The sequence below is a fragment of the Psychrobium sp. nBUS_13 genome (assembly GCF_051201665.1).
GTDB lineage: Bacteria > Pseudomonadota > Gammaproteobacteria > Enterobacterales > Psychrobiaceae > Psychrobium.
In genome coordinates this window covers 3,456,087-3,470,194 of the sequence record NZ_CP179210.1, presented here as the reverse complement: position 1 = coordinate 3,470,194, position 14,108 = coordinate 3,456,087, and the positions used below count along the sequence as shown (strand labels likewise).

General features: G+C 40.6%; 5 protein-coding genes and 1 pseudogene. 3 read left to right on the top strand and 3 right to left on the bottom strand.

Annotation, left to right across the window (positions count from 1 at the left end):
* The first annotated feature begins 94 nt into the window (after positions 1–94).
* A pseudogene (locus ACMAZF_RS16115) lies at positions 95–979 on the top strand (IS1595 family transposase).
* A gap of 530 nt (positions 980–1,509) precedes the next feature.
* A complete protein-coding gene (locus tag ACMAZF_RS16110) occupies positions 1,510–4,314 on the top strand; it encodes a bifunctional aconitate hydratase 2/2-methylisocitrate dehydratase (protein WP_435274765.1) in 2,805 nt (934 codons plus the stop codon).
* 3 nt (positions 4,315–4,317) lie between these two features.
* Here ACMAZF_RS16110 and ACMAZF_RS16105 read toward each other — a convergent pair whose 3' ends face one another.
* Positions 4,318–4,467 carry a hypothetical protein gene (locus ACMAZF_RS16105; RefSeq protein ID WP_435274764.1) on the bottom strand — a complete coding sequence of 50 codons (150 nt, stop codon included), beginning with the start codon at positions 4,465–4,467 and terminating at the stop codon, positions 4,318–4,320.
* Positions 4,468–4,617: 150 nt separating this feature from the next.
* On the opposite strand from ACMAZF_RS16105, the gene tnpC reads away from it, so the two are divergent.
* The gene (gene tnpC, locus ACMAZF_RS16100; protein WP_435274013.1) at positions 4,618–6,039 is read left to right on the top strand and encodes an IS66 family transposase; all 1,422 of its coding nucleotides are present in this window, start codon (positions 4,618–4,620) and stop codon (positions 6,037–6,039) included.
* A gap of 129 nt (positions 6,040–6,168) precedes the next feature.
* On the opposite strand, the gene ACMAZF_RS16095 is transcribed toward tnpC, so the two are convergent.
* Positions 6,169–8,226 (bottom strand): M13 family metallopeptidase, encoded by a 2,058-nt coding sequence (locus ACMAZF_RS16095; RefSeq protein ID WP_435274763.1) that lies wholly within the window; start codon positions 8,224–8,226, stop codon positions 6,169–6,171.
* 273 nt (positions 8,227–8,499) lie between these two features.
* Positions 8,500–14,010, bottom strand: coding sequence for a putative Ig domain-containing protein (locus ACMAZF_RS16090; protein WP_435274762.1), 5,511 nt, complete (start codon positions 14,008–14,010; stop codon positions 8,500–8,502).
* Between the last annotated feature and the right edge of the window lie 98 nt (positions 14,011–14,108).

Sequence of the window (14,108 nt, the reverse complement as noted above, 5' to 3'; positions counted from 1 at the left end):
CCAATACCTTCAATAAGTTAATCTCACTATTGAGTATAGACAACAATTAGCTACAACAGCGCCATATAAACACACTGTATAGGTAGACATAATCATGAACATGCCAGAAGCAAGCTTTTTAGCTTGGCAAAAATAGTTTAGTACTGAAGATGATTGCTTAGAATATTTACAAGAAATGAAATGGAAAAATGGCTTTATTTGCCCGCGTTGCGGCAATGCTCATAACTATAAAATTGCCAGTCGCCACTTATACGAATGCACGCAATGTAAAAAGCAAACATCAGTCACGGCAGGGACACTTTTTCATGGGAGTAAAATCACCTTAATCCAGTGGTTTTGGGCTATCTATTTTCTTGGCTCTGATAAGGGAAGTATATCCGCACTAAGACTAAGCAAATTAATAGAAGTCAATTGGCGAACAGCGAGACTCATTTTAAAAAAACTTAGAAGTGCTATGGGTCACAGAGATAGTTTATATCAATTGAGTGGAACAATAGAGCTAGATGATGCACTTGTTGGAGGTAGACAAAAAGGGAAACGAGGTCGTGGTGCAGCAGGAAAAAAGAATGTATTAATCGCCTGTGAAAGTAAAGAGAAAAAGGCAGGATTTATTGCCATGGAAGTAGTTGATAGTATTTGCCATTTTAGCGTTGATAAGTTTGTTAAGAAGTACTTAAAACCAGGTCAGAAAGTTCGTTCTGATGCATTGGCTGCTCTGAATATAATTGACCAAGCACAGGACCATGAAGCGAGGGTAACACCAAGCCATTTGGTTGATGAATGGCTACCATGGGTACATATCGCCATTGGCAATTTAAAAACATTTTTGTTGGGTACATTTCATGGTGTATCGGGAAAATACCTACAAGAATATCTAGATGAGTTCTGTTATCGGTTCAACCGTCGATTTATTGAAAAACAAATCCCTAACCGACTGTTAAATTTGGCGATAGTTCATGTACCTGTAAAATCGTCCTGAGCCAAGTGCATAGGCATGTATTTTTAAGCGTTCTGATTAGACTGAATTTTAGATTATTGTATATAGCATTTTATTATGCTCGATAACAATCGTTGCAAGTTAAATAGTCGACTTGATACGAGGTATTTCGTCAATAGTTATGTCTGAAACCGCTCTATGTGACTTTATCTTTATGTCGCTCATCGACCAAAACTGTATATTTCTAAAGGGTATTTCCCCAGTTTTGGCTATTCAGATTGGTGTGTTTCGCGAACTATACGACTAATTAATGAGATTAATCCCGAATGTTATTCTGATATAACATTAGCTAACGACTGCCTATAGCGACTAATACCAAAAATGAAGATTTACTCTTCTATATTTTGTCGTTCTAATATATCTATCGTTTATGCCAGCTATAAATTTTGTGAATAATGTTTATTGGTTCAAAGGATTTATAGTCGATTAAAAATCAGGTAAAATGGGCAAAAAATTATTACCCAGCTAATGACCGTAAATTATTAGCATTAAATAGCTAGAGAGAGTATCAAATGAGTCTGTATTTAGAATATTTAGCAGAAATTGAAAGTCGTAAAAATGACCAAGGTTTAGCACCTAAGCCAATTGATAGCGCAGCGCTATTATCTGAAATCATCGCTCAAATCAAAGATACTGGTAATGAGCACCGTGAAGAGTCTTTAAAATTCTTCATCTATAACACGCTTCCAGGCACAACAAGTGCTGCGGGTGTAAAAGCGGCATTCTTAAAAGAAATCATCTTAGGCCAAGCAACTGTTGCTGAAATCTCAGTTGAGTTTGCATTCGAACTACTTTCACACATGAAAGGTGGTCCTTCGATTGAAGCATTACTTGATCTTGCACTAAGCGACGATGCAGCCGTATCTGCTCCAGCCGCTAGTGTACTGAAAACTCAAGTATTCCTATACGACGCTGATACAAGCCGTATAGAAGAAGCATTCAAAGCGGGTAATGCGATAGCTAAAGAACTTCTTGAAAGCTACGTTAACGCTGAATTCTTCACTAAACTACCTGAGGTTGAAGCGAAGATTGAAGTAGTGACTTACATTGCTGGTGAAGGTGATATCTCAACAGATTTACTATCACCTGGCCATCAAGCTCACTCACGTGCTGACCGTGAATTACACGGTAAATGTATGATTACTCCTGAAGCTCAGGAAGAAATCCAAGCACTTCAAGCGAAACACCCACAAGCAAAAGTGATGCTTATCGCTGAAAAAGGCACTATGGGCGTTGGCTCTTCACGTATGTCTGGTGTGAACAACGTAGCACTTTGGGCGGGTAAACAAGCGAGTCCTTACGTTCCATTTATCAATATTGCGCCAGTAGTTGCTGGTACTAACGGTATCGCGCCAATCTTCTTAACGACGGTAGATGTGACTGGCGGTATCGGTCTTGATCTTAAAAACTGGGTTAAGAAAGTAGACGCAAATGGCAACGCCGTTGTTGATGATAATGGCGATGTTGTTCTAGAAGAAGCTTATTCAGTAGCGACTGGAACTGTATTAACTATCGATACGAAAGCGAAGAAACTATTTAACGGTAGCGAAGAGCTAGCGGATATCTCTTCTTCATTTACTCCTCAAAAAATGGAGTTCATGAAAGCGGGCGGTTCTTACGCAGTAACTTTTGGTAAGAAACTACAAACCTTTGCTGCACAAGCGCTAGGTGTTGTTGCTCCTGTTGTTTACGCTGCTTCGAAAGAGATTTCACATGACGGTCAAGGTTTAACAGCTGTTGAAAAAATCTTTAACCGCAACGCGGTTGGCGTAGCATCAGAAACTCCGCTACACGCTGGTTCTGACGTGCGAGTAAAAGTGAACATCGTTGGTTCTCAGGATACTACTGGCCCTATGACGTGTCAGGAATTAGAGGCAATGGCTGCTTCAACAATTTCTCCAATTGTTGACGGTGCTTTCCAATCAGGTTGTCATACAGCTTCTGTATGGGATAGCAAAGCAAAAGCTAATACGCCTAAGTTGATGGCATTTATGAACGCATTTGGCGTGATCACAGCACGTGATCCAAAAGGCGTTTACCATTCAATGACTGACGTTATTCACAAAGTATTGAATGATATTACGATTGATGACCGCGCTATCATCATCGGCGGTGACTCACATACACGTATGTCTAAAGGCGTCGCTTTTGGTGCCGATTCAGGTACGGTTGCAATTGCACTAGCGACTGGTGAATCAGCAATGCCAATCCCTGAGTCAGTAAAAGTAACCTTTAAAGGTAACATGGCTGGCCACATGGATTTCCGTGATGTTGTACACGCCACTCAAGCACAAATGCTTAAGCAATTTGGCGGCGAGAACGTATTCCAAGGTCGTATTATCGAAGTACACATTGGTACGCTACTAGCTGACCAAGCGTTTACATTTACTGATTGGTCTGCAGAAATGAAAGCGAAAGCGTCAATCTGTATCTCAAACAATGAAACCTTAGTTAAGTCGATTGAACTAGCTAAGAGCCGTATCCAAATCATGATCGATAAAGGTATGGAAAACGAAGCGGGTACGCTAAAAGGCTTAATCGCGTTAGCTGATGAACGTATTGCAGAAGTTCAATCAGGCGAGCAACCAGCATTATCACCAGATGACAACGCACAGTACTACGCTGAAGTATTAATCGACTTAGATGCTATCTCTGAGCCAATGATTGCCGATCCAGATGTTAATAACGAAGATGTATCTAAGCGTTACACTCATGATGTTATTCGCCCTGTCTCATACTACGATGGTAAATCAGTAGATTTAGCGTTCGTTGGTTCTTGTATGGTTCATAAAGGTGATATGCAAATTATCGCTCAAATGTTCCGTAACATGGAAAAACAAAACGGTAGTATTTCATTTAAAGCACCATTAGTTGTTGCACCACCAACATACAACATTGTTGATGAGCTAAAAGCTGAAGGCGATTGGGAAATCCTTGAGAAGTACTCAGGTTTTGTATTTGATGATAACGATCCTAAAGGCGCTGCTCGTACTAAGTACGACAACATCATGTACTTAGAACGTCCTGGATGTAACCTATGTATGGGTAACCAAGAGAAAGCTGAACCTGGTGATACTGTTATCGCAACATCAACACGTTTATTCCAAGGCCGTGTTGTAGCAGATACAAGCGAAAAGAAAGGTGAATCACTACTAGGCTCTACGCCATTAGTTGTTCTGTCATCAATTCTTGGTCGTTTCCCATCTATGGACGAGTACAAAGCAGCTGTTGAAGGTATCGACCTAACTCGCTTTGCACCACCGACAGAAGAAATGACAACTGAATACGTTGCTGCCGTTCCTGTTAAACGCGTTTAATCGTTAGTTAAATACTTTAAAAGCCCCGCTTATCGAATCGTAGATAAGCGGGGCTTTTTTGTTGTCTGCTAATTGATACTGGGCAATAAAAAAGCCTGATTCATTCGAATCAGGCTTTAATCGTTTTTTAGCCAGTAATGATACCAATTGCATTAAATATTTGCCCACTTGTACTTGTTAAAATGTAACTACTCAGCACTTCAAAGCTAGTGTTTTAAATTAATTGAAAAATAAAAAATGATCGACTTGCTTGATCATTCTGAGCCGTTATTCTATGGGTCTCTCTATTCAGTAGTTTGAGCAATGAAAATAAGCGGCATCGATATTGAAAAAAATATCGACAACATAAAAAAGCAAATCGAGACGGATAAAACATTGTCCCCATCAATGCGTGCCGCTATCGATTTATTGTTGCTTATCGTCACTTTATTGTCCCAACGGTTAGGCCTTAACAGTCGAAATAGCAGTAAACCACCATCATCAGATCCTAATCGAAAAAAGAAGCCTAACGCTAATAGTTCAAATGCATCGGGTGGGCAACTCGGTCATAAAGGAACAACTTTACCGCTTGATGAACGACCTGATATCAACCATAAAATAGTTCTTGATAGAACGCTATTACCACCAGGGAGTTATACCGATATGGGGGTGGAAACCCGTCAGGTAGTGGATATAGAGTTTAAGCGCGTCGTAACTCAATACCAAGCCCAAATTCTTGAAAACGAATTTGGTAAGCGATTCGTTGCTCCATTTCCAACGGGGGTTAATAGTCGAATTCAATATGGTAATGGGCTAAAGGCTCACGCGGTTTACTTGTCTCAATATCAGCTACTCCCTTACGAGCGTATTCGTGAATATTTTACCGACCAACTTAACATTCCACTGAGTAGTGGCAGTCTGTACAACTTCATTAATACAGCTTACCGTCATCTCGATGAGACGAATGCGCTTGAATTCATCAAGGAAAGTTTGAAGAATGAATCAGTGCTTCATGCTGATGAAACAGGCATTAACATTAACGGTCAACGTCAATGGTTACACAATGCATCATCATTAAAATGGACCTATCTATCGGCTCATGAGAAACGAGGTTGTGATGCCATCAATGCCATTGGAATACTACCCGACTTCACTGGTGTGATGTGTCATGATCACTGGAAGCCGTACTATCGTTATGATTGTCAACATGCTTTATGCAATGCTCATCATCTGCGAGAACTCACACGTGCATACGAACAGGATGGCAAGAGCTGGGCTGAAACGATGCGTATTTTTTTAATAGAGCTTAATCAGGAAGTTGAAGATAGCGGTGGAGTGATTAGCGACAAAAGACAATTAATGAGTCGCCTTCAATATCGAGATATTTTAAAAGAGGGTGAACACGAAAGCCCTCCGCCAGCGATAATCGTCGGGAAACGTGGACGCCCTAAGAAATCAAAATCGCGCAATTTATTAGAGCGATTACAGAGTTACGAAGATGATGTACTCAGATTTATGGTGGATAAAATTGTGCCTTTCACGAACAATCAGGGTGAAAATGATTTGAGAATGGTGAAAGTTCAGCAAAAGATATCGGGCTGCTTTAGAAGCAAGCATGGTTCCGTCATGTTTTTTGGCCTTAGAAGCTACCTGTCAAGTTGTAAAAAACAAGGGGTCAGTGCGTCTACTGCTTTGTCATTATTATTAAACGGAGCACTACCAAATATCTTCCCCCCTGCTGAGTAGTTACGTTAAAATTAACTAAAATGGCGTTGCTCTCAATCCTAATAGCAAGCTATTAGTCAATCGAGCGCCTTGTTTTAGCTGATTTTCTCTACGCACAACAAGATCACTTACTTAATGCAATTGGTATGACTACCAAATCTTCACACGCTCTTCTGGTGGTAAATACATACCATCCCCCGGTTTAATGTCGAAGGCTTTGTAGAATGCTTCGATATTACGCGGCGTGCCGAATGCGCGATATTTACCTGGTGAGTGTGAGTCCGTCATTAGTTTATTACGTAATGCTTCATCGCGATATTTACGGCGCCATACTTGTGACCAACCGATAAATACACGTTGCTCGCCAGTGAAGCCATCAATCACTTCAGATTTTTTACCGTCTAACGACAATAGATACGAACGGAACGCCACCGTTAACCCACCTAAATCACCAATGTTTTCGCCTAATGTTAGGTCGCCATTGACGCTAGCATCTTCAAACGGTTTAAAAGCACTGTATTGAGCAGACAGTTTTTTACTGCGCTTTTCAAACTCTGCTTTATCGTTGTCTGTCCACCAGTTACGTAAATTACCATTGCCATCGTATTTAGCACCTTGATCGTCAAAACCATGGCTCAATTCATGGCCGATTACAGCACCAATGCCACCGTAGTTTACGGCGTCATCTGCGGCCATGTCGAAAAACGGAGGTTGCAGAATAGCTGCTGGGAAAACGATTTCATTACCCACTGGGTTAAAATAAGCATTAACGGTTTGTGGCGTCATACCCCATTTTGATTTATCAACTTTTTGACCGACATCGTCGATCATCTCGTTGAATTCCATTTGCACATAACCTTGGTAGTTGCCTACTAAATCATTAGCATCGATAGTTAATGATGAGTAGTCACGCCATTTGTCTGGATAGCCAATTTTATAAGTGAATTTAGACAGTTTGTCTAACGCTTCAACTTTAGTATCGTCGCTCATCCATTCCAGTTCGCTAATGCTTACTTCGAATCCTTTGATCAACATTTTGATCATTTCTTCCATGCGCGCTTTAGCTTCAGGCTTGAAGTGTTTTTGAACGTAGAGTTCACCAACCATTTCACCTAATACACTTTCTGTCGTGCTAACAGCTTCTTTCCAGCGAGGTTGAGCTTCTTCGATGCCTGATAATGTTTTGCTATGAAAATCGAAGTTTAGGTCAACAAATTCTTGGCTTAATAGCTCAGCATGGCCATCGACAAGGTGAAAGCTCAAGTAATCTTTCCACGCTTGAAGTGATGTATTTTTAAAGGCTTTGCCAAAGGCTTCCATATAGCTTGGCTGACTAACAATAAGCTCTTTCACTTGATACAAGTTAGCGTTTGTTGCAAATAAGCTCCAATCAAAGCTACCCATTAATTTATTTAGCTCAGTGCTGCTCATTTTGTTGTAGCGTTTGGTGGCATTACGTGATTCGACACGTGACCACTGTGCGTTAGCAATAGCAGTCTCAACATCGATGATATTCTTAACTGCTGCTTCACTGTTTGCATAACCTGCTTTAGTCAAAAGTGCATTAATGTAGGTTTTGTATTTACCACGAATGCTTGCAAACTTTTCAGTATCTTTAATATAGTAATCACGGTCTGGCAGGGTTAGGCCAGATTGATAAAGATAAAGTGCGTTGTAATCTGAGTTCTTAGCATCTGCATAAACGTAATAGCCAAATGGGGCACCAACACCCACTTGTTGTAATTGCGCCATTAAGCGAATGATATCGCCGTGATCTTTCGCTTGTTCGATGCTATCAAGTTGTGACATTAATGGCTTAATGCCTTTCGCATTGATGCTTTCAAGGTCCATATAGCTGTTATAGAAATCGCCAATCTTTTGCGCATTCGAACCTTTTACCGATGATTCTTTAGCAGCATCTTCGATGATCGTTTTTAGTGCAGCTTGGCTGTCGTCGCGTAATTTGGTAAATGCGCCGTAATTTGATTTGTCGGCTGGGATCACTTGGTTTTTTAACCAATTGCCGTTAACACCCATGTATAAGTCGTCTTCTACACGTACTGATTTATCGAAGTTGTTTAAATCGATGCCAGAGGTTTTCGTTAATTGTTGAGTGACTGATTTATCTTCTGTTGGGGCATGTTGACTGCAACTAGAAACCCCCATAGCAAGTGCTACTGATAGTGCAATAGTGGTGATTTTCTTCATTAGTTTTTCTCCATTACTAATTGTTATTTTTCTTTGACTAACTCGCCTAAGTCGCTTTAAGGCGGACATTTTAATTAATCGAAAGAATATAATACTTCATGAAACTGCAAGCATCATAGCAATGGTAAGCGTGAAACAACAATGGTTCATTCAGGAAATTTGAAGGAATGAGTCTAAAGACAATCAATAAAAAGTAATGAGAATAGATTGAATGGTTTAGAACGTGGTTGAAGATGAAAGTTACACCACTGGGAAGTGGTGTAACAGATCATTTTATTTAGGCTCAGTAACAACTATTTGATGATGAGGAATATCATTCAAAATAGCTGAATGCTTGAATAAATACTGGTCACTATCTGCTGTATCTACCACACCCACAATAGCCGTGGCCGAGTAAGTCACGTGTTGTAAATGGAAGGAAGAAAAAGAATAACTGTGCCATTGAGTTTTATTATTGCTAAAGTAGCTGTTCTTTCCTTGCTCTGTTTTTAGCTCGAGCAAATTGCCATTATCATGATGTACAAGAGATAATTGGCTTGGTAATTCATCGTTACACCCTTGGTTGCGTGTGATCATTGCTAGATCTGTAATCGTAGATAGCCAAGTATCATCTGGTTGTTTTTGCCAGAACTTTAATGAGCTACTAAAACAGTTGTTGTCTGACGGCTCATCTATCGTTTTCGTATATTGCATGCTCAATAACTCTGATGTCGATAACGAAACTGCTCTTACTTGAGATATTGCGTTGTCACATTCAGCACTGTTGCTACACACAAATTCACTGGTCAACTGCCAATTATCAACTGCATTAGCAGTATAATGACTAATACTGTCTGCTTTTTCAGCCCGCACAACTCGCCACGGCTGCAAACTATTGTCACTAAAATTAAAAACATCAGAACTTGAAAATTCGCCTAGATCAATTTGTTGAGGTGCAGACCAAATTGAACCGTTGTTACTGCTGCGATAGAAATATTGATTGCCTTCATTTGCAACCGGTGACTTTTGGATTAAATGAACTTTGTTGTTACTAGCAAAACTTTGATGAAGATTTGCAAAGTCATCATTGATTTTGTTCGGGGCGGTTACTTTTGTCCAATTAATAGTATCCGTTGAGTGAAAATAGTCCTGTCCAATCGCGAGCCAACTATTATCATTAATTTTCACAACATTTCTTGGCACAATTCTATCTTCTGGTTGCATGTTGGTAATTTGCAAAGGATGCCTAGTCCAGCTTTTTCCACTATCAATTGAACGTAAAACAACTGACTGTAGGGCTGGGGTTTCAACGCCGAAAGCAATAAATGTGGTGTTGTTATTTGTGATAAACGTACTTTGAATAACAAGACCAGACTGATTATTAGTGACCGTAATATCGTCACTTGTAATTAATAATTCATTACCGTTAGCACCGGCAGCAATCCAACGATTAGACAATGATGTATCACAGCGGCCAATAGTGTTAAGTGGTAGATTGGCTTGCTGTGTTGCCCAAGAACTACCGTCTGCGCTTGATATGAGACCCGCGCCATTTTCAACAGTATTATCAGTGGCTAACCATCCTAAAGTTGGATGGCGTACAACGCTTGATAAGCCTGCACGGGTGAGATAATCAAAGTGTAATTCGTCATCTTTTGGTTGCCTTCTTTGCAGTTCGGCTTTAGTCCACGCCACACCATCATCACTTACATACACGGCATTTTGAATAGGCATTACAGTGCCATCGATATAACCTTGAAACTGCGCCGAACCAACCGCAATGTATTGTCCAGATACACTATCAAACTCAACGGCATTTAAACGTCCGTTATGAACTATTGAGCGTTTATATACTTGGCCAACTCGCTGCGCAGAAAATTTCGGCGGTGCATTTAAAGATTCTTCACTAAAGCGATCACTGTCATCAGTGATGGTTTCGACATCAGTTATCAATCGTTTCCAAGTAGCCCCGCCGTCATTACTACTAATGATGAGATAGCCCGCTAGACGATTAAGTTCATTAGAAACATCTGATACTTCACCAACCAAAATAAAATTGTCGTCAGCGAACAGCCCATCAAATATTGTAAAACTCTGATGTTCACTGCCAATGAGTGCGTTATCTCCAGCTGTCATATCACTTCGCAGCCAAGTATCGCCATCGTTCGCACTATAAAGAATTTGGTTGTGGCCTGCGGCAATGACAGTGCTGCCATTAGTAACCAAAGTCGAGAAAGACGCATGTTTTGTGTTATCGATGACAGGTAAATTAGCAAAGTGAGTCAAACTACCATCATCACTGACTTTTCCTAGCCCAGCGCCAGCATTATTGAGGCGGTTTTCACCTGCCCATAAAAGATCGCCAGATGATGTTTCTGCGATATCTGTAATGCTAAATTGATTGATTTCTTCTGAACCGACATGTGCAACACGTTGCCATTTAGTGGCTACATCGAGCTTAAATAAGTCGTTATCTCGACCGCCAACTAGATAACAGGTATCGGCGAGTTGTTTTATTCTAAATGGCTCAAGTGTTGGCAGGTGTGCGGCCTGATAACCAGTGTTTACGGGCTGCTGTGCGGTGTTTAACGTGAAGACTCGATTTGTATCTATTCCAAATCTATCTGTTGCTTTTACATTTACAGCAACTGCTGTTTGAGCAACAACACTTAAGGCGACTTCAATGCTTGGCGTTGTCGTGTTGCCATTAACTATTGAGATCCCATCAATAGGAGACTCCAGTGTAACGGCATAGGTCAAATCGCCACCTTCTGGATCCGCTGCTTCAATAATGAGAGGTGTCGTCTCTCCATGAGTGATACTGGTCGGAGCTAATGATGAAACTATGGGGGCTTGGTTATCGGCTGATTGAATTACCAGAGTTAGTGTAACCGTTAGACCTGTCGGTTGAGTGACGGTGAGTGTATGGCTCCCCACATCGAAACTGGTGCCAGAAAACTCCCCAGTATTAACGTCAAAAGTAATGCCAGTCGGTAGTGCTCCCGCTAAATCCCACGGTTGCTGTGCGCCCTGAGTGTAATCGTTAAGGGAAAATTGCCATGCACTTCCTTGCGTAAATGTTGGGATCGCAACATCTAAACTGTACGTTTTACTTGCTTGGCCAAAATCATTATTTGCAATAAGTTTAAATTCAAATTGACCGACAACATCAATGATTCCTGAGATAACACCGCTTTGACTATTTAGCGTCAAGCCACGCGGAAGCGAACCTTCAATGTTATAACTCGTTACGGCGCTGCCACTTAACACACTGCTTGATTGCCACTGTTGTGCAAGTTTAAGAGGTACTGCCGCTGATTCATTTTCAAAACTTGGTGCCACGCCCACCGCTTCAATATTAATGGTTAATGGTTGTGAACTTGGACTTTTAAAACCATTGGCGTCAATGACGTAAAAGGTCATTGTTAAATCTGATAAGGGTGCACTTGCGTTTCCAACGAGTAAACCTTGTTCGCTAAACACAATGTTGTCGATTGCCGAACTTAACTGTTCAGTATCAGAAATAGCATCAATGAAGAGCTTAAATGGTGCGCGTCCCTGATTGATGACGATGTCTTGCCAAGAAAGCTCATCACCTACTTTTAAGGCAATAGTATCGCTAGACAGCGTGAGTGTAGGTGTATCAATCACTTTTATGGTGATGGGCTGTGTGGTTACTTCATTGTTAAATCCATCACTTACAAAAAGTGTCATTGAATAGGGGTGTTCACGGTATGCAAGTTCGCCTAATATCGAGAAGTGACGCTGTTCGTAATCAAATTTTAATTTAAGATTCTGCCATTGCTCTTCACTAATATCACTGTTCAATACCGTTATTTTGATATCGTTTTGTGTACTACATGATGGACAAACAACGAAATTCTTGGTGCTCAAAAACTTAACCTTGTTAAATTTACCAGCAAACATTTTAATAGAACCGTCAACGCTTGGAATTGACTCTCTCGCATCATCATCGATTAAGTTAACAGCCGCTGTCGTCGCTTGATCTGTTACGTCAATGGTAATTGTCTTAGGGATATTTCGTGGTACTCGAATAGAGCGAGTATCTCGATACACTGGAATGTATGACTCGCTATCTTCCTGTAGTCGGTCTATATAAATATCAACGACCAATTGAATATTCATATACACAGGATAGGATTTAGAAATAGTTCCAGCGTTAGCCTCGTCATTGGTAACAATAAAACTATCTTCTGCCGTGGATGCACGTCCGTTGAGTGGCGCAACGCGATAAGTAACTCGATAGTCATTATCTAGGTTTGTATCAAGATTTAAATCGAAGGTTAACCCCTCATCTTGTTCGGGTGGCGCGACATCAACATTCCACCACGTAAAATGACTTACTTTACCTGATAACGCCCAACCCGATGGAGACGTGTTAGACGCAACAACGTCACCTTCACCTTCTTGAATCCAGATCCCTGTTGTTTCGTCAAGGTGCCATAACGGAATTTTATCCCCCGCTTTGATCAATGTGCCATCAAGGTGTTTTGTAAGGTAAATTGGCAAGAGTATATCGGCAGTCTCACCATCTTTGAGCTGTAATTCATTACCATCATCGTCGGTAAAAACGAACTCTGTCGTGCCGTAAGTAACAATATTTACTGTTTCATCATCTTCTGTAACACCAGAAAAAGAACCAGGGAAAGCGCCTTGCTCTGCAGACTCATTGGAAACGTCAACCGGTGTGATATGTAGTTTTATATCACTAGTTATTGTCTCTCCTTGTGCATTTTCAAAAGCATTGGCTTTTACAGCAACAAAAGCGCCATCATCACCCGTCACTTGGCTATCAACTGAACCATCAAAGGTTTTCGCTGCACCGCGTTTTAGCAAGGTAACAGTTTGAGGATTGAGTTGTTCACTGTCGCTGGGCACCGAGAATTGAATAATTTGGTTTGCATAGCCTGACTTACTTACTGCGATAGAAACATCTGTACCATTTGGAAACTCATTAGAAGATAGGAATCCTTGCGCGTTAGTTGTACCGAGTAGCAGTGGCTCTTCACCGTCAACATGTAAAGTTAACCTGGCGCTAGTGACCGCAATTGCTTGTGGATCTTGAATAAAAAATGAAGCACTTGATGTTGTTGTCGCTGGAACATCGAGAGTTAATATTATTGTTTTTGTGGCGATGACTTGTGACATTTCTGGAACAGTGAATTCAAGTGTGTTGTCGAGATAACCAGATTTAGACACTGAAATTTTTACTGCAGTGCCATTGGGGAATTCATCAAACTTTAGTAACCCATTTTCATCGCTATTACCTAACACGACAAGAGGTTGTGCTCCAACGATCATATTAATCGCCGCGCCACCAATATCGTTACCTTGTTGATCTTTTATTAAAAATAAGCCTGAAGAAACTGCAGAAATAGGATTATCAGAAATTAATTTAACGGTTTGTAATGTGAGTTCATTGAGATCTGGAATGGCGTCGTAGAGAATCTCATATGCGACATGACCGTCTTTCGTAATCGTTAATGTGGCTTGTTTTCCTCTAGGAAAAACTCGCGAAGAAAAATTTCCATGACTGTCACTTTTTCCCAACGTAATACTAGGATCTTGAGCCACCTTTAAAACAAATAACGCATCGCTTACAGGTTGATTGTCTTCATTTTCTACTTTGAATACTCCCAGAGCATTGGCAGTAAGATCAGGAGTTTCATGTGCTGATGTTGGTTGAGAAACCTTTGGTCCCTCGTTACACGCACTAATTGTGAGTACGCACATTAATAATAGAAAACGCTGAATAGCAGAAATTGCACGCTGTGAACGATTCATTGGTTACTCCGTGTAAAAGATAATATGTAGATATTAAATATAGCCACGTAGCTTAAATTGAACCGACTAAATATCCAACAAATAAAGCGTAAGTTATT